We start from the raw sequence: 26,093 nt of genomic DNA on the forward strand, positions 1-26,093 counted from the left end.
CGACCCGAATTCATCGTTCTGTAACGCACGCGCCGCCAAACCGTCATCCCGCGCCGTCATCGTAAAGCTCCCGTATACGTCTTGGGAGTCTCGACATGACCCAGTCCTACGAAGAACGCAGCGCCGTCAAAACCCGTCGTCAGCAGGAAGACCAGCGCCGCATGGCGTTCCGTCGTGCCATCGAAGACCGCTATGAACAGCGCCAGCTCCTGGCCGAAATCAGCGAATTTCCTGACGCGGCAGAGTTCAATTACTGGCAGGCAACGCCGGCGGCTTCCCGTCGAAACGCTCAACCAGGCCGATGATCTGAGCGCGCTCACCGCGAACGAACGCCAGGAAGGCGTGAGCCACCGGTGACAGGCGTTTGGCCCGGGCCTGCACCAGGCACCAACTGCGATACAGCGGCAACTCCTCCACCGGCAGCTCGATGAGTGCGCCGGACGACAATTCCCGGCTCACGGCGTGGCGCGTCAACAGTGCCACGCCCAGCCCGGCCACCACGCACTCGCGCTGGGCCTCCGCCGACGCCACTTCCAGTGTCTGGGTGAAATGCACCCGTTTCTCCTTGAAGTACTCCTCGCAGGCCAGTCGCGTGCCGGACCCCGGTTCGCGCAACAGCAGCGTATAGGGCTCCAGGTCTTGCAAGCGCAGCGGGCCCATGTGGCACAGCGGATGATCCGGCGGTGCCACGGCCACGATCGGATTGTTGAGGAACGGTAGGAATTCCAACCCCATGTCCTGAGGCACCATGGACATGATCACCAAGTCATCACGGTTGTCGGAGAGTCGCCGGATGACCTGTCCGCGATTGACCACCGTGAGGTTCAGGTTGACCTCCGGATGCTGGCGCTTGAACGCGGCGAACAGGTGCGGGACGAAGTACTTGGCACTGGACTCCACCGCCAGCTTCAATTGGCCTTGCAGTGAGCCCTGCATGTCCGAGAGCTGCATATCGAGGTTTTCCAGGCGCCCGAAGATGTCCCGGCTGGCGCGTTGCAGCGCTTCGGCGGCCTCGGTCATGTAGAGTTTTTTGCCTACATACTCAAACAGTGGCTGGCCAATCAGCTCTTCAAGGGATCGAATCTGTAGGCTAACGGCCGGTTGAGTGAGAGACATTTCATCAGCTGCACGGCTGTAGGACCTCAGGTCGCACACCTCGTTGAAAATCTGCAATTGACGCAATGTCATACGCATCAATGACTTACGCATTTTCTAAGCACTCTCGACCGGGACGATTAGCACAACTATAAGTCTTTGCTTATGCATGACCCAATAAATATTCATTTTTGTTAATCAACAGCCAGGACTAGTGTGGGGCTGCGACCAATTGTTACATCTGGTCACGCGCCGGCCTGGACCCCAGGCCGTGGTATCACCGGCTCAAGGGAACCTCCAATTGATAACAAAGATCCTGATCGCCAACCGTGGTGAAATTGCCGTTCGAATCGTGCGCGCCTGCGCCGAGATGGGCATTCGCTCGGTCGCGGTCTACTCCGACGCGGACCGCCATGCGTTGCATGTCAAGCGTGCGGACGAGGCCCACAGCATCGGCGCCGATCCGCTGGCCGGCTATCTGAACCCGCGCAAACTGGTGAACCTGGCAGTGGAAACCGGCTGTGATGCCTTGCACCCTGGCTACGGTTTTCTCTCGGAAAACGCCGAACTGGCAGACATCTGCGCTGAACGCGGAATCAAATTCATTGGTCCGTCGGCGGAAGTGATTCGCCGCATGGGCGACAAGACCGAAGCGCGCCGCAGCATGATCAAGGCCGGTGTACCGGTCACGCCCGGCACCGAAGGCAACGTATCGGGCATTGAAGAAGCGCTGACCGAAGGTGATCGGATCGGTTACCCGGTGATGCTCAAGGCCACGTCCGGCGGCGGCGGTCGTGGTATCCGTCGCTGCAACAGCCGCGAAGAACTCGAACAGGCCTTCCCGCGGGTCATTTCCGAAGCCACCAAGGCGTTTGGTTCGGCGGAAGTGTTCCTGGAAAAATGCATCGTCAACCCCAAGCATATCGAAGCGCAGATCCTGGGGGACAGTTTCGGCAACGTGGTGCACCTGTTCGAGCGTGATTGCTCGATCCAGCGCCGCAACCAGAAACTGATCGAGATCGCGCCCAGCCCGCAACTGACGCCCGAGCAGCGCGCCTACATCGGCGACCTGTCGGTGCGCGCGGCCAAGGCCGTGGGCTACGAGAATGCCGGCACCGTGGAGTTCCTGCTCGCCGAAGGCGAGGTGTACTTCATGGAGATGAACACCCGGGTGCAGGTGGAACACACCATCACCGAAGAAATCACCGGTATCGACATCGTTCGCGAACAGATCCGTATCGCGTCCGGGCTGCCACTGTCGGTCAAGCAGGAAGACATCGTGCACCGGGGTTTTGCGTTGCAGTTCCGGATCAACGCCGAAGACCCGAAAAACAACTTCCTGCCCAGCTTCGGCAAGATCACCCGCTACTACGCCCCTGGCGGCCCGGGTGTGCGCACCGACACGGCGATCTACACCGGCTACACCATTCCGCCGTTCTACGATTCGATGTGCCTGAAACTGGTGGTCTGGGCATTGACCTGGGAAGAGGCGATGGACCGTGGCCTGCGAGCCCTGGATGACATGCGCCTGCAGGGGGTCAAGACCACCGCCGCGTATTACCAGGAGATCCTGCGCAACCCGGAATTCCGTAGCGGCCAGTTCAATACCAGCTTCGTGGAAAGCCATCCGGAACTGACCAACTACTCGATCAAGCGCAAACCCGAAGAGCTGGCCCTGGCCATCGCCGCCGCCATTGCCGCCCACGCAGGCCTGTAAGGAAAGTATGACCATGTCCAAGAAGATCTTTGTTACCGACACAATCCTGCGCGACGCCCACCAATCGCTGCTTGCCACCCGCATGCGCACCGAAGACATGCTGCCGATCTGCGACAAGCTCGACAAAGTCGGCTATTGGTCGCTGGAAGTCTGGGGCGGCGCGACATTCGATGCCTGCGTACGCTTCCTGAAGGAAGACCCGTGGGAACGCCTGCGCCAACTGCGCGCGGCGCTGCCCAACACCCGTCTGCAAATGCTGCTGCGCGGCCAGAACCTGCTGGGCTATCGCCACTACAGCGATGACGTGGTCAGGGCGTTCGTGGCAAAAGCGGCGGTCAACGGCATCGACGTGTTCCGTATTTTCGATGCGATGAACGACGTGCGTAACCTGAAAGTCGCCATCGAAGCGGTGAAGGCTGCCGGCAAGCATGCCCAGGGCACCATCGCCTACACCACCAGCCCGGTGCACACCATCGATGCGTTCGTGGCCCAGGCCAAACAAATGGAAGCCATGGGTTGCGACTCGGTGGCGATCAAGGACATGGCCGGCCTGCTGACCCCGTATGCCACTGGCGAGCTGGTCAAGGCGCTGAAGAGCGAGCAGTCGCTGCCAGTCTTTATCCACTCCCACGACACCGCCGGCCTGGCTGCGATGTGCCAGCTCAAGGCGATCGAAAACGGTGCCGATCACATCGACACCGCGATCTCCAGTTTCGCCTGGGGCACCAGCCATCCCGGTACCGAGTCGATGGTTGCGGCCCTTAAAGGCAGTGAGTTCGACACCGGCCTGGACCTGGAACTGTTGCAGGAAATCGGCCTGTACTTCTACGCGGTGCGCAAGAAATACCACCAGTTCGAAAGCGAGTTCACCGCGGTGGACACCCGCGTCCAGGTCAACCAGGTACCGGGCGGGATGATCTCCAACCTCGCCAACCAGTTGAAAGAGCAGGGCGCGCTGAACCGGATGAATGAAGTGCTGGCGGAAATCCCGCGGGTGCGCGAAGACCTCGGCTTCCCGCCGCTGGTGACCCCGACCTCGCAGATCGTCGGTACCCAGGCGTTCTTCAACGTGTTGGCCGGTGAGCGCTACAAGACCATCACCAACGAAGTGAAGCTCTATCTGCAGGGCGGCTACGGCAAGGCGCCAGGTTCGGTGAACGAGAAATTGCGTCGCCAGGCCATCGGCAGCGAAGACGTGATCGATGTGCGTCCGGCCGATTTGCTCAAGCCGGAAATGACCAAGCTGCGCGGTGAAATCGGTGCGCTGGCCAAGTCCGAGGAGGACGTACTGACCTACGCCATGTTCCCGGACATCGGTCGCAAGTTCCTGGAAGAGCGCGAAGCCGGCACCTTGACTCCGGAAGTGCTCTTGCCGATCCCTGAGGCGGGTAGCGTGAGCTCGGTGGGCGGTGAAGGCGTGCCGACCGAGTTCGTCATCGACGTTCACGGCGAAACCTACCGCGTCGACATCACCGGGGTGGGCGTCAAGGCCGAAGGCAAGCGTCACTTCTACCTGTCCATCGATGGCATGCCCGAAGAGGTCGTGTTCGAACCGCTCAATGAATTTGTCGGCGGCGGCAGCAGCAAGCGCAAGCAAGCCACTGCGCCGGGCCACGTCAGCACCACCATGCCCGGCAACATCGTCGATGTGCTGGTCAAGGAGGGCGATGTGGTGAAGGCCGGCCAAGCCGTCCTGATCACCGAAGCCATGAAGATGGAAACCGAAGTGCAGGCGGCCATCGCCGGCAAGGTCACCGCGATTCATGTGGTCAAGGGCGACCGGGTCAATCCGGGCGAGATCCTGATCGAGATCGAAGGCTGATTTAACAGTCTCGATACACCGTTTTAACCTCGGGGGGGCATGTGCTCCCCTTTTTTTTTGCCTGTCAGAACATCATCCGCCACTGCCCCATCAGCGCACCGTTGCGGTTGTCCTGGCCGGTTTCACCCTTGTAGCTCACCCCCAATGTGTGTCGTGGCGAAACGGCCAGGTCCAGTCCGGCTTCCAGCAGCAAGCTGTCCCGGTCCAGCTCGATGCCCTCGACGGTATAGGTCATGCCGCCGTCGACCAGACGTTGCCGGGAGCTGCCTCGGACGTCGCCATAGAGGTGTTTCCAGCCGACATTCAGGCGCGGCGTCAACCGCGCTCCCTGGTCCAGAACGAAGGGGCGGGCGAGGTGCAGGCCCAGCTCGCTGGTGTAGTTTTCCTGTGCCTGGCTGTTGTACCGCAACGCGGCGTCGCCACCTTTCTCCGTGAAGTGATCGCGTTGGTAGCGCTGGTAGCCCACTTGGACGTAGGGCTCGATATCGAAATGCCCGATGTCCAGGTTGTAGCCGACTTGCCCGAAGACCTGCTGCGTGTTGGCGTCGTAACGACCTTTGAGTCGATCGCTGAAACCGTTGAAAGCCACGTGGCGCTTGGTGCTGCCGTCGTGATCGCCATACACCGCGCCCAGGCGTAGCGCCAGCGGTCCATCCTGACGCAAGGCATAGGCGCCGACATGCCAACTGTCGAGCCGGCCCTCGAATCGATGACCGTCCAGCCGCGTCTCGCTCTTGGCGCCGATGATCCCCAGCCGCCAAGTCGGGTTGATCGCCCAGTCGGTTCCCAACAGCAAACCTGTTGTCGAATGCTTTAGCGCGTAGTCGTCCAGGTGCTTACCGATGCGGCCACTGTTGCCGATGGCCTGGACCCAGACCTGCCCATTGCCGTGGGCGCCCTGCGGAGTGTTCTGGCCCATGGCCGCGAGCATGCCGGTGCTGATGGGCGTGACACTGCTCAGGGTAGCGTTGCCCAGGTCGGCGGTGTCGTAGCCGCTCAACTGGTCGAGGCCATCGGCGGCGGTGACCAGGTTGCTGCCGAGCAGGGCGTTGATGGCGGCGTTGGGTTTCGCGACGGGGATGTTGTGCGGCAGGCTGGTGGGTTTCGGTTCAATGCTGACGACTGGCGACGCTTGGCGGGGACGTTGTGCCGGATCATCGACTTTTGCTTGAGTTGTAGATGCCTCAGCAGCCGCTACATTGTCGACAGTCTTGGGCGGTAGTGGCGTGGCCGTTTGCGGTTCTTTGATACTGCCGGCGAGTCTTTCTGCATTTTCGTTCTTTGCTGCAGCGTTGAGTGGAACGCCATTGCGCGCATACGTCAGGCCAACCTCCGTCCCGCTGTAGTGCGGGGTCGCGGTCATGAAGGGGAGATTGTTGATGATCGTGCCGAACGCCCCCTCGATCTGCTTCGCACGGATCACGGTGTGCTCGCTTGTGCCCATGTCCTCAACCTGTACGGCGTCGATTCTCAGGGTCGCATCGTTCAGCGTCGCAGTGCCTGCGACATTGACCGTGGCGCTGGCGCCCGCAGCATCGATGCCGTAGATCAATTCAGCGCCTTTAAACAGTTCAAGGTTTCCGCTGATCGAGGGTGCACCGACTTCAGGACCGACCTTCAGCTGGCCTGCCACGCTCAGGAACCCTACAGATCCGTTGCCGCTGAAGCTGGCCTTCTCAAGTACATGGACTGCGCCATTCACGGCACCTGAGTTGCTCATGCCTGCGTCTTGCTCGACGATCACGTTGTTGGCGACAACGCCCTTGTTATCGAATGTACCGAGAACCCCGATTTGTCCGTCGATATGGCCGGTGTTGATCAACGTGGTTTCCGGCTCGATCACTCCCCAGCCAGTGAAATTCCCGGTGTGTTCCCATTCGCTTTTTGCAACATGCAAAGCCTCAAAGTTATGGGCTCCTTCCAATTTTCCACCTTTGCTGGCTTCCAATCGCAGCATGTTGGTTCCTCCGCCACCATCAACAGCGCCGTTGAACTTCCCGCGTCCGCCGACGAGGGCCAGATCGTTGGTGTCATCCAGTTTCTCTACGCCTTTGTGGGGCTTGGTGACTTTGGGCGATGTGGTATCCACTGCTTCGGCGAACGTTTTGAGTTGAGCTTGCAAGTCGGCTGTTGTCTTGGGGACGACGGGCGGATCAGCAGGTTGCCCTGCCATCGAAACGTCGGCGCAACCGAGCACCAGGGCAATTGTCAGGGCCAGGCGTTGGGGTGGGTATAGGTGTTGGATAGACATCGAATGCGGCCTCTCATTAAAGGAGTCCGCACTTTAAAAATTCAGCCGGGAGGGCGATGCCAGCCATCTCCTGGCCGTCGGCAAGACACGACAGATCGAATCTGTAGGCTGTGGGTCGGGGGGGCAGCGTATCGTCGTGCTGGCTTCCATGACAGAGAGCTTTGCCCTACAGCATCCTCGGAAATGTCGATTTGACCAGCCGTGGTTTCTCAGCTGCGCTTGAGATACGCCTTCCCATAATGCCGCTCCATCCGCGCTTGGATCAGCTCCAACGCAATGGACATCAACCAGTAAATGATCGCCGCCGTCGTCAGCATCTCGATATAGCGATAGCTGGAGCGACCATAGGACTGCGCCAGGAACATCACTTCCCAGACCCCCATCACCGAGATCAGGGAGGAGTCCTTGAGCATGGAGATGAACTGGTTGGTGGTCGGCGGGATGATGGTGCGCATGGCCTGGGGCAGGGTGACGCGCCAGAAGATCACGGTTTCGCTCAGGCCCAGGGCGAGGGAGGCTTCGCGTTGGCCGTGGGGGACGCCGAGGATGCCGGCGCGGAAAATTTCGCTCAGGTAGGCGCCATAGTTCAGCGACAGCGCGATGATCCCGGCGGCGATGGCGCCCGGGACCACGCCCAGTTGGGGCAGGCCCAGGTAGATCAGCAGGATCTGGATCAGCAGCGGCGTGCCGCGAAAGAATGACGCATAGAAACTGGCAATGCCGAACGCCACCGCGCTGCTGGACAGCCGCGCCAGGGCGGTGATGAAGCCCAGCAGTGACGACGCGACGATCGAGCACAGGCACAGGAACAACGTCAGCACCGCGCCCTGCAAAAAGCCATTGGGCGCCAGGTGCACGCCCAGCAGGTTCGGCAGTTTGTCGAGGATGATGGAGAACTTCAGGTCGAAGCTCAGGAAGAAACTCGCGAACAGCACCAGCATCGTCGCCCAGGTCAGGTACAACCGGGTGCGAAAACCGAAGATTTTTTGCAGGCGAGACTCAGCCACCGTTGGCGGTGGCTGAGGGGGTGGAAAAGAAGTCATTGGGTGATGTCGGCGCCGATCCATTTTTGCGAGAGTTTGCTCAAGGTGCCGTCTTGTTTCAACTGGGCGAAGACTTCACGCACCTTGTTGTCCCACTGGGCATCGCCTTTTTCGATGGCCACCGAGTTCGGTTCGGAATAGAGCGGTTCGCCGGCCAGCTTGAAGCGCTTGTCTTCGGTCAGGCGCGGCTGTGCGGTCACCAGGTTGGTCAACACCGCGTCCAGGCGCACCCCGGCGCCCAGGCCGAGGTCTTGGAACGCCACGTTATCGGTATCGTACGGGGCGACCTGCACGTCCTCGAAGGGATAGCTCAGTTGGGTATCCTCGGCGCCTTCGATCACCAGGTTCTTGTTCAGGTAACTTTCATAGCTGGAGGCGCTGGTGAGGCCGACTTTCTTGCCGCTCAAGTCCTTGGCGCCGTGGATACGGTCATCCTTGGCGTTGACCACGATGACGGCTGGGGAGGCGTAGTACTGCACCGGGAAATCGAAGACTTCGGCGCGGGCCTTGCTCGGGGTCATGGAGCAGATGCAGATGTCATAGCGCCCGCTCCAGTGCCCGGCCGCGATGACGTCCCAGGAAGGGGTTTCCAGGCGCAGCTTCACGCCCAGTTTCTGCGCCACGGCCTTGGCCACGTCGACGTCGAAACCGTCGAGCTGGTTCTGATCGTTGAGGAACGAGAAGGGCGGATAGCTTTCCATCAACACGCCGACCAGTTCTTTTTTCTGTTCGATGCGATCGAGCGTGGCGCCGGCGAACGCCTGCGACGAGGCGGCCAGTAGAGTCAGGCCCAGGGCCAGCAATGGTTGTAATTTCACGTGAGATCCCTGGGGTAGAAAAATAAGTTGTAGTGAACTGAATGGTGCGTATTAAATAGTTATAAGAACAACTCCGGTAGTGAGTATTTTTCATAAGCTTATGAGTGAATCGCATATGGGCGCAGCAACGACAGTCATTCTCGATGGCGGCATGGGCCGCGAACTGCAACGCCGTGGCGCGCCGTTCCGGCAACCCGAGTGGTCGGCCCTGGCCTTGAGCGAAGCGCCCCAGGCGGTAGAGGCGGTGCACGCGGCTTACATCGCCAGCGGCGCCAGCGTGATCACCAGCAACAGTTATGCCGTGGTGCCGTTCCATATTGGCGAGGCGCGTTTCGCCGCGGAAGGCCAGGCGCTGGCCGCCCTGGCTGGAGAGCTGGCGCGGCGGGCGGTGCAGGCTTCGGGCAAGACGGTACGGGTGGCCGGGTCGCTGCCGCCGTTGTTCGGTTCCTATCGCCCCGATCTTTTCGATGCTTCCCGCGCCAGTGAACTGTTGGCCCCCCTGGTGACCGGCCTGGCGCCCCATGTCGACTTGTGGTTGGCCGAGACTCAAAGCTCTACCGTCGAAGCGCGGGCGATTCACGCCGGGCTGCCGCAGGACGGCAAGCCGTTCTGGCTCTCGTTCACGCTGAAAGATGAAGACACCGACGAAGTGCCGCGCCTGCGCTCCGGCGAACCGGTGGCGGACGCGGCGGCGGTCGCGGCCGAGCTGGGCGTCGAGACGCTGCTGTTCAACTGCAGCCAGCCGGAAGTGATCGGCGCGGCCATTGATGCGGCGCGAGACACCTTCGAGCGCCTGGGCGTGAAGATCCACATCGGTGCGTACGCTAACGCCTTCCCGCCGCAACCGAAGGAAGCGACGGCTAACGACGGGCTGGATCCGTTGCGCGAAGACCTCGATCCACCGGGGTACCTGCAGTGGGCGGCTGACTGGCAGAAGCGCGGGGCCAGCCATTTGGGCGGCTGCTGCGGGATCGGGCCGGAGCATATTGCGGTGTTGGCGCAACAGCTACCCTGAACCGATGGAATCACCTGTTTGGGCCGGGGACACGGTACCCCTGTGGCGAGGGGATTCATCCCCGTTGGGCTGCGCAGCAGCCCTGAAACCTGCCGCTGAGGTGTGTCAGGTTGCTTGCATTCAGCGTCTTTGGGGCTGCTGCGCAGCCCAGCGGGGATGAATCCCCTCGCCACAAAAGTAGAAGCTGCCGCCTGCATCCATTGAGACGCACTGGACTGCCTTTGTGGCGAGGACATCCCGCCTTACGCTTTTCTCCGAGCCCGCCAGCCACCCCTATACATATGTATGTCATTTCCGGTCGAACGGCGCGATAGGGTCCCAGTCCTTATCACAACCGGGACACCTCAATGTCTGTCTTTTCTGAACATGAACCTGGCGCGCCGTCGCCTCTTCCTGCCGCACGCTTGAAACCCATCACCCTGTTAGCCAACGGCGCTCGCTTTCAACCGCATGTATTCGCCGATCAATGGCTAGGTCAATGGGGCCTGACCGGCGATACGCAGGTCAACGTCACGTATCAAGAAGTCGAAACCATCGACTCGGCCGCCGCCACCCAGAGCACCTCGGTGCCTTTGCGTGACGCCGTGACCCAAGGCTTTCTGATCGCCCATCAAAGCCGTGGGTCCTCCTCTGGCCATTCCCCGCGCGAGGGCTGGATTTATCCCCATATCAGTCACATGTCCCTGGACTTCTCGGCGCTGCGGGTCAACGGCAAGGCCCTCGCGCCAGACGTTTTGCAGCAATTGCGCGCCGGCATTGCACCCGGCTACCAGGGCATCGGCCAGCCCGTCATGACTGAGGTGGATGCCCAGGGCAATCTGCTCGGTGCCCGTGAAAAGGAACAGGCCAGGCAATTGGCGTTGCTGGACACCAATCAGGTGAAACTGGCGCGCTTGTTTGCCGCTCTTCCAACGTTCGACTCGGTGCTCAAGAATCTGCTGGCCAGCCGGATCAAGGCGAAGATCCCGCAGAAAAAATTCCGTGGATCGCTGCTTCAAGACATCGACCCGGATCATTGGTACGTGAACCACTTTACTGTTGACGCGACGGGCAGCCGTTCATTGACCTCGTCGCAGCGTTTTTCCGACGTGATGCTGGACTGCCTGGTGTCGGATACACCGCCCACTTATACGGTCGGCGCCGTAGGGTTCTTCAGCCGCCCAGACTCGGTGGAAGAGGCCGACAGCGTCTTCGCCAGCCCATTGGACACGAAAACGGCAGCGACCCTGGAGGCCGTGTTCTATATCGCCCAGCCCACCGGCAATGAAGAATTGAAACAGCAATGGCGCGACGATCTCACGCGCTTCCGTAACAGCAGCGGCGCAGACGTTCTCGATACGCCAACCCCGGCGTCCACCACGCACGCGGCACTCGCTCATCTGCTTTCACGACGTTTCTTGCATCTCTTCGACCTGTACAAAATCGATCGCGATCCAGGCACCCAATCGAGCCCGGACGCACGAACCCGGCAGGCTGAGGAAGATCGCCTGTTGGACCTCATCACCACCCATCCTTCCATGGCCGACAGAAACCGCTTGCTGCGGGCCCCGATTCCCCATGTGTACGCCGTCATGCTCGATATGGGCACCGCAGCGCCGAAAAAATGGCCGGCGGCGATGGTGATCAAGCGGACCGATCAACCCTATCTGTTCCTGTACTCCCTGGAAGGCGGAATACGGCGATTCAGTTCTGTCCAAGACCTGATCAATAAAGTGAGCCCCATCTACGAAGGGCAGAAACGTGCGATCCGGGATATTGCCTCTGAATTGTCCGGGTCTGTGTTTGAAGTGGCGGCAGATGACCTGTTGCAGATTCAAAGCACCGCCCTGGAAAGGTATTTGAATGCTCCGGGAAACGAGACGGTCGCTTTGACCGCTTTTGCCCTGAACGTTGAGGATGCGCTGGACTTGCCCATGTTGTCGCTGGCCGGGCCGCTGGCGGTCCGTCAGGAAATCCTGGTTGAAAACAGCCGTGGCGATTTCTACAAGACCGCCACGCGTACGGAGAAATCGACCTATCGCAGCCTGGAAACCCAGGTCTTGGAGGCGGCCTATCAGTTGGGCAGTAGCGATATCCAGACCTTGTTGCAGTTCACCCGCCAGAAGGTCAAGGAGTACCTGCAAAAAAACGTGCACCCCGGCATCGATCCCGACCCTGACCAGAGCCTGGTCACGTTTTTCTATGGCCAACGCGCCAATCCAAGGCAGTCGCGCAGCACCAGCCTGACCCAACTGTTGCTCGACAACCTGCGCCCGGCTCAATACCCGAACGGCATGCGCGAAGTGTTGAGCGTTTACCTGGTCGATGGGGACGGCCAACGCATCCGGAATCCGGCCAACGGCTATTTCATCACGTTGACCGGGCGCGAACTCGCGCGGATGGTGACGAGCATCGATGCCGGTGGCAGTTATCAAGCCATGCTCAAGGAGGAGATGAATAAACCGGACTATAAAAAGACTTGGCAGACCGCGTACCTCGCCAATTTGAAATTCAAAGGCTACGAGGCCTCGCTCAAGGGCGACGAGGTGTTCAAGGCCAGCCTGATCGATAAGGCTTTCAATCCTCCGAAACCGGCAAAGAAGCTCGCCCTCTGGCTCGACGCCGTCCTGCGCTCGCCATCAGCCAGGCACCGCGCGTCGGTCATGGGGCGCGCGGTTCATGTCTACGGTCTTTTGCTGGGTGGCAGCATGGCGGCGGGCGGGCAGCAGGCCAGGCAGAGCAATGCGACCAGCATCGATGGCGCGCTGATCTTTTCCGATCAGGCGGGGCCGGATATCAAGGGCACCGTTGGCGTTTATTTCCCGGATGCGCCCGAGGGGGAAGACTTCCATGAGTTTGCCGATCTGAGCGATGGCATTGCGCAGCTGTTGCCCCGTGAGGACTGGCAAGAATATTTCCGGGCACGCATTTCCACCAGCAACCCGGCGGAAATCAAGCGGACACTGGGGCAGCAGGGTGGTCGTCCGTTGATTCGCGGCGCGTTGATCACCGACGACCTGTTCGAGGCGCTGCATCGAGCGCACGTGTACTTTCACAGCGCCCATGCCGATCACCGCTCCAACAGCAACCGGGATGTTCGCCATCAAACCTATGGCCGGTTCGGACAGATGGTGATCGAGATTGTCCTGGAGCTGGCCGGGCTGTTCCTGGCGCCCGGTATCCACATGCTCAAGAGCGCCATCAAGACCGGTTTGCTGATATTCAGGACCGGGGCCATTCCGCTGAACTTGAGAACCCTGGCGCTGGTGCACACCATAGCGAACCACGGCGGATGGCGCCTGTCCGCAGGCGTGGCGGTGCCCACGCGAAGCCAGTCGTTTTTCCGCGCGGTGACGGCACGCCAGAGTCCGGAGGAGGCGCTGACCGGATTGCCGTTGGATAGCGCGATCTACGGCCGTTATGCCGTGGCGGATACCTCGGTGATACGAGGTCTGGCAGCGGACGCCCGGGGCTTCTATCGTGCGACGGTCAGCGACGTGGCGACAGGTCGCGTGATAGCCCGCCCCGTGTACGTACGCCAACCCGATGGCACGGTGTTCCGCGTGCACGACGCGACGAAACTGAACGCGACCGATGCCATTCTGGTCGACCCGTTAACGGGATTGAGCCTGCGCTCCAGTGGGGTGATGAGAAGTACCGTGGCGCGGACGTCCGATGGCGAATGGCGTGCCGTAGGATTTGGCCGGGGCGGTGGAAAACGGCCGGGGGATTTGAACCCCCAGCCAGGCCCTTCGAAACCCAAGAAAGCGGCCATCTCGTCTACCGCGCTTTCCTCGTTGGTGCGTACGCCAGGCCGTTGGAACAACCAGCTCATGGACCTGGTTCCGTCAATCATGACGCGTCTACGAAGTTGGCCACAAAACCGCAGTTTGCTGATTCTCAACGAACAGACACCTGAGCATGTCTGGTCGGTGCGCTTTACCCCCGGGCAAGACGAAACCATCTATCCGGCGAGCAACCATCCGGACAGGACTGACACCGATGTGGTCCTGAGCCGACCGACCCAGGACCATTACAGCCTGGTGTTGGGGGAGGAGGTCGTGGAGATCCCTGCCGACGGCGATTGTTTCTTCAATGCCGTCACCCGCGGGCTGAATGAAGGACAGGCCCAGGAAACGTTCTCGATGCAAGGCTTGCGAAATGAAGTGGCCGACTACATCGACCAGCATCCACAGGTCGAACAATACGTGGCACCGCCACCCACTGGGACACAAGAGGCGCTCTTCGAGAATGCGTCTTCGCTGGACAACCTGTTGGGTTCGGCGGCGGTGCTCGATCTCACCCGGATCGTCTATGGCGCGCCCAACCCGCATCGCCTGTTCCAACCCACCTTGCGCTACCTGGAGTTGCATGCGAACAGTGCGGTGGGTATGACAATCACGGCCAATCCGGCCTCCAGGTTGCCAACCGAAATCCTCCAACAAGTCGGACGCCTATTGTCGCAGCGGCCGCCGGCGAAATTGGCGCCCAGCGTTTATGCGCCTTATTCCGAGGAAGAGCGACAAACCATGCAGCAACTGTTCGAGGATCTCTTGGTGGGGCCCGTTGAGCCTGAACTGATCCAGAAGCTGCTTGATGACCAGTTCCTGCTGATCACCCCTGACGTGGCCCATATCCTGCTGGAGTACGGCGTGACTGCAAGGCAACTGGTCAATCACCATCCCAATAACAGTTCGGCTTATGTCCTGTATGACGAAGCGCTGCACGGTCATCTGGACGAAGACCAGCTTAAAGCCCTGCTCGATGGGGCCTACCTGGTCGATAGCGACGATCTGGCTGATGCCAAGAGTCTGTTGAATGCCGATTCTGGCAAGTACATCAGTGATACTTCGGAGCTGTTCGATCATTTCATTTACACGGACAGGGCCGATAGGACTGTCGACTTGTTCAAGACCGCTCTCGGGCGTTTTCCCGTCTTGCTGAGACGGGCGAATTTTCTGTTCAGGTCGCCGATCATCGCGCATAACCTGGGCGGTTTGTTGCGGGTCGGCGAAGTGGCCCGGTGGCTACGTAACCCGGCCTTGTCCGATAGGCGTTTCCAGCTTCTTGCGGAGTATGCGAGCACCCGCTACAGCGAATTGCAGCGCACCGAAAGCATCGATGTCGACTGGATGCAGTTGTTTGACGACCGGAACCTGGAGAGCATCGTCACGCGTCAGGAAGAACTGGCGGATTTCCTGGTGTTTCTGGGTGGCGCGTGGGGCAACATCATGGACAACGACATCCCCGCGGTCGCAAAACTGTTCAGCTTTGCGGGGCAGCCGCCGTCCAACGCCAGGGTTGCCCTGTTATTCGAGAGCCCGAATCTGTGGAGCTCTCTGCAGAAACTCCGAAAGGATTACGCCAGCCAGATCTGGGCCGACCTGGTTGGGCCGCACTTCAGCGACGCCACCATCCGAAAGACACTGGCCGAACCCCGGGCGCTGAATTCCGAGTTGCATCTTGCCTTGGCCTTGAGAGGCAGCCTTGCACCGGAAGAGTTCCGCGCGAACCAGATTATCCAGCGGCTGCTGTCCATCGGCCAACGGCGGGCCCAGCAGTATCTGTACAACTTCGATTTCCCGACCGATCGCCTGGGCCATAGCCGCCTGGATTTTGCCGTGTACGTGGAAAGCCACCTGGCCATTCCGGACTGGGCCTGGCAGTACGCAAGGCGGGGCGTGACCCCAGAGTCACTCAAGAAGATTGGTGAGGTGAAGCCTAAACCTGAGTGACGGTGAGGTGCTCGTGATGGTCGGGCGGTGATGTTGATTGTGCCGCCGCCATCGCGAGCAAGCTCCCACAGGGGGGGCTTCAGTGTCCACAGATCCAGCGTTCACCGCAGATCCCTTGTGGGAGCGAGCTTGCTCGCGATAGCGGACCCTCAGTCCCCCACAACCGACGACCGACACTCCACCAACCCCAGCACCTGCCCACCCTCGCGCTGGTTCTCCTCACTCAGCCACCGCTCGAATCCCGCCCCAATCGCCGGCCATTCCGAGTCGAGCATCGAGTACCACGCGGTGTCGCGGTTCTGCCCCTTGACCACCATGTGCTGGCGGAAAACACCTTCAAAGGTGAACCCCAACCGTTCGGCGGCGTATTTGGAGCGGGCGTTGCCGTTGTTGCACTTCCATTCCAGGCGGCGATAACCCAGGGCGAAAGACTCCTTGGCCAACAAGTACACCGCCTCGGTGCTCTTCGGCGAACGCTGCATCGGCGCGCCGAAGGTCACGTGGCCGATCTCGATGCGACCCTGGGCCGGGACGATGGACATCAGGCTGAGAATGCCCTGCACGTCGCCACTGGCGCGATTGATCACGCTGAAGAAGTACGGGTCGGTATTGGCCGCATGATTGTCCAGCCAGGCATCGAAAGCGCCGCGGTCCTTGAACGGGCCGTAAGGCAAGTAATCCCAGAGCTTCGGGTCGGCCCCGGGACCTTCAAGGGCTTGCCACAGGCCGTCGGCATGGCGGGCCGGGTCGAGTTTTTCCAGGCGGATGAAACGCCCTTCGATCAGTTGCGTAGACGGCGCCGGGACACCTTTCCAATCGGCGAGTGAAGTCGACATGCTGCGCTCCTTAAAGGGCTTTGCGAAATTGGATGTAGCCTGGACGCTCGGCGATGCGCTCGTAGAGCTGGATCGCGGTGGCGTTGGTTTCGTGGGTCAACCAGTGCACCTTGCAGCAACCATCGGCCTTGGCCGTGCGGTAGACGAACTCGATGAGCTGGCGGCCAATACCGGTGCCGCGGCTCTGTTGCGTCACCAGCAAATCTTGCAGGTAGCAGGAGTTTTCGATGCTCCAGTTCGAGCGATGGTAGATGAAATGCACCAGGCCCACCGCCGTGTCGCCATTCCAGGCCAGGGCGCCGTGGGTTGGCTCGCGGTCGTCGAGTAAACGTTTCCAGGTGCTTTGGCTGACCGCGTCCGGCAATTCGGTGTTGTAGAAACGCAAGTAGGCTTGCCACAACGGCAGCCAGGCGGCGTGATCGTCAGCGCTGACGAGGCGGATTTCGGTCTGGCTCATATTCACTCCTTGGACGATGGATCAGGCATCAGCCGCGCGAGCGTCTGGTCCTGCGGGTCGGGGCTGGCGGCGAGGCCGTTGCGCACGCCGGCGACATCCGCCGGGCTGCGGTTCTGGCTGAGCTTGCGCTTGCCTTCCAGGCGCTGGATCGGCAGGGCGAAGCCGACGATGGCCTTGAGCATGCTGTCGATGTACTCGGCCGGTGCATCGTCGATTCTCCACGGCTGGGCGCGACCGCTTTCGTGGCGATCGGTGAGGGCGCCGACCAGGTTGCGCAGACGATGAGGGTCGCTGAACACCTCGGCCGCGCCGTAGGCGTGTACCGCCACGTAGTTCCAGGTCGGCACGACTTTGCCGTGTTCGGCCTTGCTGGGGTAGAAACCCGGGCTCACATAGGCATCGGCCCCGGCGAAGATCACCAAGGCTTCGGCGCCGGCTTGCAGGTCGCGCCATTGTGGATTGGCCCGGGCCATGTGCCCGTAAAGGCTGCCATTGGGGCCCTGTTGCGTGTCTAGCAACAGCGGCAAGTGGCTGGCCTGCAAGCCGTGTTCACCGTGCGTGATCAATACGGCCAGACGGCAATCATTCATCATGCCATGCAGTTGGGGCAGGTCTTCGACGGCAAAGGCTTTTGGGTTGTACATGACGATTTTCCTTGGCGAATGGGAGCATCCTAGGCAGGCTATTGGTCTGTTGTAAGAGCCACTTATGACCAATTCGATAGGTCCATTTGCGAGGATCATCATGAACACCGCCGTACCACCCCTGTCGTTCAACCCCGCCGGAATCGAGCTGGACCGCCGTCAGGGGCTCAGTCGTCAGCTGTATCAGGCGTTACGCGCGCGAGTATTGGACGGGCGCCTGGCCAGTGGCACGCGTCTGCCCGCCAGCCGTGACCTGGCGGCGGCCTTGGCGATTTCCCGCAACAGCGTGGTGCGGGCTTACGACCAGCTCTATGCCGAGGGCTTCATCGAAGGGCGCGTGGGCGATGGGACTTATGTGGCGAAACTGTCTTCGACGACACTGCCGCTGAAAAACATATCCACAAAAATATCCACAGGGTTTTCAACAGGCTTACCCACAGCCTTATCCACAGATTGGCTCGATTTGCCTGTGGGCCCATCCAGTAAAGTTATCCACAGCGATGCCTTGAACCGCGTCGAAAAACACCATTTGCCCCAGCCGCCCAGTGGCCCACCCAAGGCGTTCAGGGTCGGCGTTCCGGCGTTCGATTTGTTCCCATTCGACGTCTGGGCCAAGCTGAATGCGGCTTTCTGGCGCAAGCCGGATCTGCAGCAACTGTGTTATGGCGACGCGCAAGGTGACGCACGCTTGCGCGGCCTGATCGCGGCCTACCTGCGCAGCTCCCGTGGCCTGCACTGCACCGCTGAACAAATTGTGATCACCAGCGGCGCGCAGCAGGGCATCAGCCTTTGTGCACAGCTGTTGGTGGACCCCGGCGACGTCGTGGCTGTGGAAAACCCGGGCTACCGCGCGGCCGGGCATGCGTTCGCCGTGGCCGGTGCCGAGGTGAAAGGCGTGCCGGTCGACAGCGAAGGCCTCGATTGCTCGGCGCTCGATACGTTGAGCCATTGTCGGTTGGCCTACGTCACGCCGTCCCATCAATACCCGACCGGGGTGGTCATGAGCCTCGCACGGCGGTTGGAGCTGCTGGCCTGGGCTGAACGCAACGATGGTTGGATCGTCGAGGACGACTATGACGGTGAATATCGCTACAGCGGTGCGCCGCTGGCACCCTTGGCGGCGCTGGATCGCCAGGGGCGCGTGCTGTACGTCGGCACGTTCGGCAAAGTGGCGTTCCCGGCCTTGCGCCTGGGCTACCTGGTGTTGCCGCCGGGCCTGGTCAATGCGTTCGCCCGCCGCCGCGCGGTGGATGTGCGCCATTCGGAAGTCAGCACCCAAGCGGTGATGGCCGAGTTCATGGCCGCCGGACATTTCCAGCGGCACATCCGGCGCATGCGCCGCGCTGCGCTGGCCCGGCGTGATGCGCTGTTGGCCGGTTGGCCGAAGTCGTTGAACGGCGTCGGCGCCATGCCCACGGTCGTCGCCGGATTGCACGTCACGGTGCCGGTGGACAACATCGAGCGCGAGCGCGAGCTGATCGCCCGGGCCACCGAAGCCGGCGTCGAGGTCAATGGCTTGAGCAGCTACTGGTTGCCTGCCACTGCCCCGACGCAGGTACGGGCGGGGCTGGTGCTGGGGTTCGCGGCGGTCCCGCCAGCGACGATCGATGCCGCGCTGGCGCGTCTGGCGAAGGCCTGGCCGACATGAGTGCCGGGCGTCGACAGACGCCTGGCTTTGTCCGTCACGACAGTCGTTTTGGAAAGAACACCTCCTTGGCCTGGTCCACGGCGATTTCGCTGCGGTAAAGATCGATCAGTTGCCGCTGGGTCAATTCCTTGGTCGAGTCGGCGGCCCGGCCCAGGCTGACTTGTTCCGGTGTTTTCAAACGCGCCGACAGATAAGCATGGGCAGGCGCCCAGTCAGTGGAATAACGGAAGTCGGCGAACCACAGCGTTTTGTTCTCTTTCAGGTCCTTGATCTCGTACCGGTCCAGATAGCCATAAACAGGACCTCGGAGGCGTTGCCGGTTCTTTTGCCGAGTGATGGAAATCTGGTTCCGGCTTTTAAGCCATATCAAGCCACTCATGGTCGGTGGCCGTTGTTTGATGACCTTGAGGATGCCTTCGAACCCTTCCTCATAAAGGGCCTTGGACGCCTGCTTGAGTGTTTTGCGGGTGGACTCGGCCAACTGCCGCTCTTGGGCCGACACACCCACCGTTTCGTTAGAGGCATTGTCCAGCGCCTTGGTGATCGCCACGGCGACTTTCTCCATGCGGCCTGCGTGTGCATTCAGAATCATCCCGATGCCGGTGGGTGATCGACTGGGTTTGTTGGCGTATTCCTGGATTTGCGTCTTGAACGCTGCCAGCCCGTCAATCAGGGCCTTGCCCTTGGTGATGCTGGTTGCCAGCGCAGGAACGGGCGCCGGCGCTTCGGCGATGACGTGAGGTACCCACTCACCAGTTTCCTTGCGATGAAACGTGGCAATGATTTTTTCTGAAAGCGGGTTTTTCACATCGACCCAGCCCGTCTCTTCCTTGGTTTTCGAGAGCCGGGGTTCGCCACTGACCAGACCCCAGAAACGTGCCCTGATGAACTTTTTCCGAGGCCGGGGGCGCTGCTCGTACGGGTTGCCGAGGCTGCGGCGGTTGCTTCGCTCATCGAGGGCCCAGGCCAGGTGACGGACTGCGCGTTTCTTGGTCTGGCCAATCTGCTTTATCAGTCGATTGAGTTCTGCCGGGCGCACACTGGCCTTATATTCATCGCCCAGGTATTCGAGATGTTCTTCGATGGCGGTGAACTGTTCCGTCAGGCTGCCAAATGCATCGATCTGTTCGTCCAGCCTGATCACACTTCGCTCCTCGATGGCGTCGTGCAGGCTTTGGAATGCAACCGTGATGTTATCGACCACTTGGTTGAGATCTGCCCACCCCTCAGGCACGGTGTGGATGCTGTCGAGCGACAGGCAGAGGTGGCGATACATGTCCAACTGGATCAGGCGGATCGCATCGCTTTTGTAGGCCGGCATTTTCCCGCGGTGCTGGCGCAGGAATTCAAAGCCTTCGCGCCCCTGCTTCTTGAGTCGGTAGAAGCGGGTTTCCATGTAATCCAGGCGCTCGATCATGTCGTCACCGACCCGGATCATGGCATCGGCAGCATCGACGTGTTGCTGCTCGATTTCCTCGATTGTCGAAGTGGCCATGTCCAGGGCTTCTCTCAGGGCGGGGGTGAAGCGAGCCTTCAGCGCGTCTATTTCCTCGAACGTAAAATTGATCTGCGCGTTCAAGTAGCCGAGTCGGACTTGAGGCGCGTCGGGCCTTGATTGAAAGACCGGCCATTCGGTCAGGATCTTCAACGCTTCTTCGTAGCTTTCCCGTTGGGTCTTCAACGTACTCAAATAGATGATGCGTTTGAGCTCCTTGGCAGAGCCGGACGCCTTACCCAGCTCCTTGGCATCCATGGTCAGCAACTTCTGGCCTTCGATTTTCTTTTCTTCGAAGCGAGTCAACTGGGCCAGCAGCTGAGTGCCACGGCGCCTGGCATCGGCGATGACCTCCTGCCGGGCACCTTTCGATCCACTACCGCGCAGACGCAGGCGCGTGTCGACATGCCATTCGCCGTGGGCATGGCGCATCAGTGCCGGCCCTGGGTGGGAGGGGTCTTTTTCGTCGACGATGGACACATGGTCCCCTTCCACTTTTACCTTGAACCACTTGTCGGCCATTTTGGCGAACCAATCATCGCCCTGTTGGTAGAGGCCCTTGAGCGGGCCTTCGCTCTTGAGCTGTTCGGCGTGCTCGGGCTTGTTGACGCTCAAGGGCCTGAGCAGCTTGGCATGCTCGCCGGACTTGCCCGCCAAGGCGCCACTGGAATGAATGGTGTCGTAGTGCTCGGCGGGCAGCCTGGTGTCCTTGGGCGGTATGAATTGCTCGATGATGGGCGCAGGCTTGGCCAGTTTTTCCAGCTCGGGCACGACCTGGGGGGCTTCTGTCACGCGGCTGCCAGTATTCTCCCGGGCGCGCTCGATGGCATGTGCGGTAATTGCCATGGCCATGTTCAGCAACAAGTCGACAAACGCTTCCCACGTGGCCTGGCTGTCGGTTTCTTCATCGCCTTGTGTCATCGTTTCAACGTCGTCGAGGATTTGCCAAAGCCAGATGGCGGTGCCTGCTGCAGCCCCGAGGTAGGGCAGGGCCAGGTTGAAAATCAACCAACTGGCCTGTTTGAAGGTTTCCCAGCGGTTCTCGCTATTGGACACAGACTGACGATCAGCGAGGGCGGTCAAGGCCTCGGCATTGGACCTGAACAACCGCGGCAGGAAATCCGCCCCCAGAGTCTGGTTGCTCAAGCTGACGGGGGCGCTGTTGGTCCACGAAGAGAAGGGGTCGGTGGCGAATTCGACGATCATCCAGGGCGAGGGGATCGGCCCGGAAAAGAGGTATCGGCTGTAGTTCTCGCGTACTCCGTCGGGCAGCCAGGCCAGCACCGATTGACGCAAGGAGGGTGTCTGCCGGATGGCGTAGATCAGATTGCTCGGCGTCGGATACTGGCACAGCTGCGGTTCCAGCAGCGGGCGATAGAGCACGCAGGGACCTGCATCGAAATCCTGCGGACCGATCACGAACATGTTGGTCACGACGTCCCCCGCAGTGCCCTGGGACTGGCCGGAGACGAAAGCCAGCTCGCGCATGACGATCGTCTGCCCGTCGACCTTGCGCTCGGCTTCGTCGGTCTCCATCACGGCGGCGATGTAACGGTAGCCACGCTCGTCGATGTTGCAATCGCCGCGAATCTTGCTCTCCAGAGCCAGCATGGGTAACTGGATGCGTAGCTGAGCCGTGTAGAGATTTTCCCGGCGGGTCGATTCGACGGTATCGCCCAGTAGCTTGCTCTTGACCAGTTCGGGATAAACGCGACCGATATCGACCTTGGTCACCAGATTTTCGACGTAATCGACCGTCATCCATCCGGGCAGCTTGTCGCCGTCGAGAGACCGGACCACCTTGTCGCCAAGGGGCAGCGCAATCAGGTTCTGTAGCGCCAGGTCGACGAGGTTGAGCCGCGTGATCTCGATTTTGCCGGGAACAACGAAGGTGCCCCAGACGACGGGGCTGCGGATTTGCAGTTCGATCCGTTGCGGGTCGAGCGTCGCGGCGTCGGCATGCTCCGATTGCATCTGCTGTTTCAACGCGCTCAGCGCATAGTGTTTGATGGGGGGAATATCGTCCAGGTAGGTCTTGCCGGCATGGGAGCTGCTCAGCGCGGACAGGTTCTTCATGTGTTGGGCGAACAGGATCTGGTCGGACGTCGATGCTTGCTGGAGCCAGTCAGGCATCTGCTTCTCGTACCAGGCCGCATCAGGACCGGTGTCGGTCTGTGTGCCTCTGAGCGCGGGCTGCTCGCTGTCGTCGGCCATGAACCCTTTCAGGATCTCGGGAGAGCCCAGGATCTGTACCTGGGTGGCAATCAAGCCGCAGGCCTTGTGATCGAAAATGTTGCCTTCGGGCTCAAAGAAGCGCCACTGGATCCTCTTGCCCTCCACGTTGCCCAGATGATCAGGCAGGGTCTGCCCGAATGCTTGCAGCGAATCGAACTTCTCGTAGCTGCGACGCAGCGAGTAGGCGAGGATGGTCTGTTTTTTGTCGACGGTTCCGATCAGCACCACCAGGGAGTTGTCGACCATGCGTGTCAACTTGTCGCCATCCACCTCATCGATGTCGATCAGGTACGCATGGGTGTCATAAGGGTCGTTGGCCTTGCGGTCCTGCAGGTCGGGGTACAGGAACAGTTGCCTGGCCATGGCACAGTCGGAGTCCGTCCAGCCCTTGACCTGCTTAACGTCCCAGAGTCTGTGCAGCAGGCTGGAGAGCTCATGCCAGCGCGGCGGCGCGGTGCCGATCGTGGCGTTCCAGTACGCCAGTTGCTGTTCTTGGCAGGCGGACACCATGACGGGCGCGAGTTCATTGATCAGGCTGCCGATCTGAGCGATGCGCACCGGCAGGTGCACCTCGGGGGTCGTCAGTGGCAGGTGGGTCAGAAAGTGAAAGCCCTCGATCAGCAGCGTCGCATAGTCCTCATTCATCCGTGCCGCCAGCATGTTGCTGAGTGTCTGGTAACGCGTGGGCCGCTCAACGATCTGGCCGTCGACGATTTCCCAGTCCGGTTCACCGATCACAGTATTGTTCGGGTCCAGATGCAAATGGGGATAGAGCTTCTTGAGCGCACTGCGCAGAAGGGCGGCGGCTACCTCCGGCGAGGTCGGGCCGGCGAGCAACTGGTTGAGCACCGCGTCGCCAACGCTGGCGTCGGGTGCGGCGGGTGTAGGGGTTAAGGATTGGGTCATCTGAGTCTCCCTGTCTCGCGATACATGGCATGCCCAAAGCCGAACGCTTCGGGAACGCCATGCTAGGGCGCGGCAAAACAGGGAGGGTGGTAACTATGTATAGGGCGCAGTGTCAGCCCGGGTAAGAGGCCACCCTATCCCCGGGCCAGACAAACCTTGCTGCAGGCAGAGCTACTGGCCGGACTTGATCCGCGTCCAGGCCCGCGTCCGCGCCCGTTCGGCGTCCCTTGGCAACGGCTGCAAGGTATAGAGCGTGGTCATCGCCGCCTCGGTCGGGTACAGGTTGGGGTTGTTGCGGATCGCCGGGTCGACCATGTCGGTCGCGTCCTTGTTCGGGTTCGGATAGCCGACAAAATCACTGACCGGCGCGATCACCTGCGGTTGCAGCAAATAGTTGATGAAGGCGTAGGCGTCGCCTGGGTTGGCGGCGCCCTTGGGAATGGCGAGCATGTCGAACCAGATCGGCGCGCCTTCCTTGGGCAGGCGCATATCGACCGTCACACCGTTCTTGGCCTCCTTGGCGCGGTTGGCCGCCTGGGAAAAGCTGCCGGAGTAACCCACCGCCACGCAAATGTCGCCGTTGGCGATGTCGGCCATGTACTTGGACGAGTGGAAATAGGTGATGTGCGGGCGAATCTTCATCATCAGCGCTTCGGCCTTGGCGTAGTCCGCCGGCTTCTTGCTGTTGGGGTCCAGGCCCAGGTGCTGCAAGGCCAGGGGCAGGATCTCCGACGGTGAGTCGAGCAGCGCCACGCCGCACTGCTTGAGCTTGCTGATGTTCTCTTCCTTGAAGATCAGGTCCCAACTGTCCACCGGCGCGTTGTCGCCCAGGGCGGCCTTGATCTTGTCCGGGTTGAAGCCGATCAGGATGGTGCCGTACATGTAGGGCACGGCGAACTTGTTGCCTGGGTCGTTGGCTTCGATCAGCTTCATCAGCTTGGGATCGAGGTGGTTCCAGTTCGGCAGCTTGCTGCGGTCCAGGGGCTGGAACACCCCGGCTTCGATCTGCTTGGCCAGGAACACGTTGGACGGCACCACCACGTCATAGCCGGAGTTACCCGTCAGCAGCTTGGCCTCCAGGGCCTCGTTGGTGTCGAAGATGTCGTAGACCAGCTTGACCTGGCTGTTCTGGGCCTTGAAATCGTCCAGGGCCTTGGGCGTGATGTAGTCGAACCAGTTGTAGACGCGCAGGGTGCGCTCCTCGGCCTGGACAGCGCCGCAAAGCAGCGCGGCGCACACGGCTGGAGCCATAAAACGCTTGAGTCTATTCATGCTGTTGTTCCTCATGGGGCGCTTTGGAAACCTTCAAGAACGTTCACGGCATTGATGCCGATTTCTGCCACCGCGTAGCCGCCTTCCATCACGAACAGCGTCGGCTTGCCGAGCGCCGCGATGCGCTTGCCCATCGCCAGGTAATCCGGGCTGTCGAGCTTGAATTGCGAGATGGGGTCGTCCTTGAACGTGTCTACACCCAGGGACACGACGATGACATCGGCGTCGTAACCCCGGATTTGCCCGCAGGCCTGCTCCAGCGCCGCGCTCCAGGTGTCCCAGCCGGAGCCGGCCGGCAAAGGGTAGTTGAAATTGAAGCCCTCGCCGTCGCCCTCGCCATGCTCGTCGGCATACCCGAGGAAGAACGGAAACTCCGCCTCGGGGTGACCGTGGATCGAGGCGAACAACACGTCGCTGCGCTCATAGAAAATCGATTGGGTGCCGTTGCCGTGGTGGTAATCCACATCCAGGATCGCGACCTTCTGATGGCCCTGGTCGAGAAAGGCCTGGGCGGCGATGGCGGCGTTGTTGAGGTAGCAATAACCGCCCATCAAATCGCCAGCGGCGTGGTGCCCCGGTGGGCGGCACAACGCAAAGGCACTGCGCGCGCCGCGCTGGATGTCCGCCTGAGCGGTGAGGGCCACTTGCGCGGCGCTGTAGGCCGCCTGCCAAGTACCGGCGGTAATCGGCGCACCGCCGTCGAAACTGTAATAACCCAACTGGCCGTGCAGGCTCGTGGGAATGACCGAGCGCAGCGTTCGCGCCGGCCAGGTGAAGGGCAACAAATCACCGTCGCGGTTGTACTTGGCCCAACGGTCCCAGGCGCCTTTGAAAAACTCCAGGTACGCCGCGCTGTGGATGCGCTGGATCGGCCCCAGGCCAAAATCCTGCGGCGCCTCCACCGGCCCCAGCCCCCGCGCCTTGACCCGCTCCAACACATGATCGGCCCGGGACGGCATCTCGAAGCAGGGCATCAATTGCCCGTCCATCAACTCGCAGCGCCCGTGGTGAAGGTGGTGATCGTCTGAGTAGATCGTCAGCATGTTTTTGTTCTCCGCTAGGCTGATTCGGTTGCTCACAGTCTTGCGGCGCGCGACGTTTCAGAGAACGGCAGGAGAGGCCAAA

General features: G+C 60.9%; 16 protein-coding genes. 6 read left to right on the forward strand and 10 right to left on the reverse strand.

Annotation, left to right across the window (positions count from 1 at the left end; genetic code table 11):
* The first annotated feature begins 95 nt into the window (after nucleotides 1–95).
* Nucleotides 96–305, forward strand: a complete 210-nt coding sequence (locus BLU76_RS01100; protein WP_018613928.1) for a PA3496 family putative envelope integrity protein — start codon at nucleotides 96–98, stop codon at nucleotides 303–305.
* Here BLU76_RS01100 and BLU76_RS01105 read toward each other — a convergent pair.
* Nucleotides 247–1,209: a LysR family transcriptional regulator gene (locus tag BLU76_RS01105; protein ID WP_013694598.1), complete on the reverse strand. Its 963-nt coding sequence runs from the start codon at nucleotides 1,207–1,209 to the stop codon at nucleotides 247–249. The two genes, BLU76_RS01100 and BLU76_RS01105, sit on opposite strands and share 59 nt — an antisense overlap.
* A gap of 187 nt (nucleotides 1,210–1,396) precedes the next feature.
* Between BLU76_RS01105 and BLU76_RS01110 the strand changes: the two genes are divergently transcribed.
* Entirely contained in the window at nucleotides 1,397–2,812 is a 1,416-nt protein-coding gene (locus BLU76_RS01110) for an acetyl-CoA carboxylase biotin carboxylase subunit (protein WP_063323719.1), read from the forward strand.
* A 13-nt stretch (nucleotides 2,813–2,825) separates the two neighbouring features.
* Nucleotides 2,826–4,634 carry a sodium-extruding oxaloacetate decarboxylase subunit alpha gene (gene oadA / locus BLU76_RS01115; protein WP_092147661.1) on the forward strand — a complete coding sequence of 603 codons (1,809 nt, stop codon included), beginning with the start codon at nucleotides 2,826–2,828 and terminating at the stop codon, nucleotides 4,632–4,634.
* A gap of 64 nt (nucleotides 4,635–4,698) precedes the next feature.
* Here the strand turns inward: oadA and BLU76_RS01120 are convergent, their stop codons facing one another.
* The 3 genes from BLU76_RS01120 to BLU76_RS01130 all read right to left on the reverse strand — a co-directional run bounded on the left by BLU76_RS01120 (nucleotide 4,699) and on the right by BLU76_RS01130 (nucleotide 8,746).
* On the reverse strand, nucleotides 4,699–6,885 hold the full coding sequence (locus BLU76_RS01120; RefSeq protein ID WP_092221195.1) for an autotransporter outer membrane beta-barrel domain-containing protein: 2,187 nt from the start codon (nucleotides 6,883–6,885) through the stop codon (nucleotides 4,699–4,701).
* Nucleotides 6,886–7,094: 209 nt separating this feature from the next.
* The gene (locus BLU76_RS01125; RefSeq protein ID WP_072343546.1) at nucleotides 7,095–7,928 is read right to left on the reverse strand and encodes an amino acid ABC transporter permease; all 834 of its coding nucleotides are present in this window, start codon (nucleotides 7,926–7,928) and stop codon (nucleotides 7,095–7,097) included.
* Nucleotides 7,925–8,746, reverse strand: coding sequence for an ABC transporter substrate-binding protein (locus tag BLU76_RS01130; protein WP_063323723.1), 822 nt, complete (start codon nucleotides 8,744–8,746; stop codon nucleotides 7,925–7,927). The genes BLU76_RS01125 and BLU76_RS01130 overlap by 4 nt, the downstream gene beginning before the upstream one ends.
* A gap of 115 nt (nucleotides 8,747–8,861) precedes the next feature.
* On the opposite strand from BLU76_RS01130, the gene BLU76_RS01135 reads away from it, so the two are divergent.
* Together BLU76_RS01135 and BLU76_RS01140 are read left to right on the forward strand one after the other, a co-directional pair.
* Nucleotides 8,862–9,761 (forward strand): homocysteine S-methyltransferase family protein, encoded by a 900-nt coding sequence (locus BLU76_RS01135; RefSeq protein WP_092221197.1) that lies wholly within the window; start codon nucleotides 8,862–8,864, stop codon nucleotides 9,759–9,761.
* A gap of 347 nt (nucleotides 9,762–10,108) precedes the next feature.
* Nucleotides 10,109–15,475, forward strand: coding sequence for an OTU domain-containing protein (locus BLU76_RS01140; protein ID WP_092221199.1), 5,367 nt, complete (start codon nucleotides 10,109–10,111; stop codon nucleotides 15,473–15,475).
* A 149-nt stretch (nucleotides 15,476–15,624) separates the two neighbouring features.
* On the opposite strand, the gene BLU76_RS01145 is transcribed toward BLU76_RS01140, so the two are convergent.
* Genes BLU76_RS01145 through BLU76_RS01155 form a run of 3 tightly spaced genes read right to left on the reverse strand, consistent with a single transcriptional unit; the run spans nucleotide 15,625 to nucleotide 17,412 of the window.
* Nucleotides 15,625–16,311, reverse strand: coding sequence for a GNAT family N-acetyltransferase (locus BLU76_RS01145; RefSeq protein ID WP_092221201.1), 687 nt, complete (start codon nucleotides 16,309–16,311; stop codon nucleotides 15,625–15,627).
* Between the two features lie 10 nt (nucleotides 16,312–16,321).
* Complete coding sequence (locus BLU76_RS01150; RefSeq protein WP_092221203.1) at nucleotides 16,322–16,768, reverse strand: GNAT family N-acetyltransferase; 447 nt, start codon at nucleotides 16,766–16,768, stop codon at nucleotides 16,322–16,324.
* Nucleotides 16,769–16,770: 2 nt separating this feature from the next.
* A complete protein-coding gene (locus BLU76_RS01155) occupies nucleotides 16,771–17,412 on the reverse strand; it encodes an FMN-binding negative transcriptional regulator (protein WP_092221205.1) in 642 nt (213 codons plus the stop codon).
* A 100-nt stretch (nucleotides 17,413–17,512) separates the two neighbouring features.
* Between BLU76_RS01155 and BLU76_RS01160 the strand changes: the two genes are divergently transcribed.
* Entirely contained in the window at nucleotides 17,513–19,060 is a 1,548-nt protein-coding gene (locus tag BLU76_RS01160) for a MocR-like pyridoxine biosynthesis transcription factor PdxR (RefSeq protein ID WP_092221207.1), read from the forward strand.
* 34 nt (nucleotides 19,061–19,094) lie between these two features.
* Here the strand turns inward: BLU76_RS01160 and BLU76_RS01165 are convergent, their stop codons facing one another.
* The 3 genes from BLU76_RS01165 to BLU76_RS01175 all read right to left on the reverse strand — a co-directional run bounded on the left by BLU76_RS01165 (nucleotide 19,095) and on the right by BLU76_RS01175 (nucleotide 26,011).
* A complete protein-coding gene (locus tag BLU76_RS01165; protein WP_092221209.1) occupies nucleotides 19,095–23,696 on the reverse strand; it encodes a dermonecrotic toxin domain-containing protein in 4,602 nt (1,533 codons plus the stop codon).
* Between the two features lie 171 nt (nucleotides 23,697–23,867).
* On the reverse strand, nucleotides 23,868–24,968 hold the full coding sequence (locus tag BLU76_RS01170) for a polyamine ABC transporter substrate-binding protein (RefSeq protein WP_092221210.1): 1,101 nt from the start codon (nucleotides 24,966–24,968) through the stop codon (nucleotides 23,868–23,870).
* A gap of 11 nt (nucleotides 24,969–24,979) precedes the next feature.
* Nucleotides 24,980–26,011, reverse strand: a complete 1,032-nt coding sequence (locus tag BLU76_RS01175) for a histone deacetylase family protein (RefSeq protein WP_060739983.1) — start codon at nucleotides 26,009–26,011, stop codon at nucleotides 24,980–24,982.
* Nucleotides 26,012–26,093 lie beyond the last annotated feature (82 nt).

Source organism: Pseudomonas sp. NFACC08-1 (assembly GCF_900106735.1).
Lineage (GTDB): Bacteria > Pseudomonadota > Gammaproteobacteria > Pseudomonadales > Pseudomonadaceae > Aquipseudomonas > Aquipseudomonas fluorescens_Q.

Bases quoted from the DNA above. Each gene is read 5' to 3' on its own strand.
- BLU76_RS01100 (WP_018613928.1), top strand. From the start codon at position 96: ATGACCCAGTCCTACGAAGAACGCAGCGCCGTCAAAACCCGTCGTCAG.
- BLU76_RS01105 (WP_013694598.1), bottom strand. From the start codon at position 1,209: ATGCGTAAGTCATTGATGCGTATGACATTGCGTCAATTGCAGATTTTC.
- oadA (WP_092147661.1), top strand. From the start codon at position 2,826: ATGTCCAAGAAGATCTTTGTTACCGACACAATCCTGCGCGACGCCCAC.
- BLU76_RS01120 (WP_092221195.1), bottom strand. From the start codon at position 6,885: ATGTCTATCCAACACCTATACCCACCCCAACGCCTGGCCCTGACAATT.
- BLU76_RS01125 (WP_072343546.1), bottom strand. From the start codon at position 7,928: ATGACTTCTTTTCCACCCCCTCAGCCACCGCCAACGGTGGCTGAGTCT.
- BLU76_RS01135 (WP_092221197.1), top strand. From the start codon at position 8,862: ATGGGCGCAGCAACGACAGTCATTCTCGATGGCGGCATGGGCCGCGAA.
- BLU76_RS01140 (WP_092221199.1), top strand. From the start codon at position 10,109: ATGTCTGTCTTTTCTGAACATGAACCTGGCGCGCCGTCGCCTCTTCCT.
- BLU76_RS01145 (WP_092221201.1), bottom strand. From the start codon at position 16,311: ATGTCGACTTCACTCGCCGATTGGAAAGGTGTCCCGGCGCCGTCTACG.
- BLU76_RS01150 (WP_092221203.1), bottom strand. From the start codon at position 16,768: ATGAGCCAGACCGAAATCCGCCTCGTCAGCGCTGACGATCACGCCGCC.
- BLU76_RS01155 (WP_092221205.1), bottom strand. From the start codon at position 17,412: ATGTACAACCCAAAAGCCTTTGCCGTCGAAGACCTGCCCCAACTGCAT.
- BLU76_RS01160 (WP_092221207.1), top strand. From the start codon at position 17,513: ATGAACACCGCCGTACCACCCCTGTCGTTCAACCCCGCCGGAATCGAG.
- BLU76_RS01165 (WP_092221209.1), bottom strand. From the start codon at position 23,696: ATGACCCAATCCTTAACCCCTACACCCGCCGCACCCGACGCCAGCGTT.
- BLU76_RS01170 (WP_092221210.1), bottom strand. From the start codon at position 24,968: ATGAATAGACTCAAGCGTTTTATGGCTCCAGCCGTGTGCGCCGCGCTG.
- BLU76_RS01175 (WP_060739983.1), bottom strand. From the start codon at position 26,011: ATGCTGACGATCTACTCAGACGATCACCACCTTCACCACGGGCGCTGC.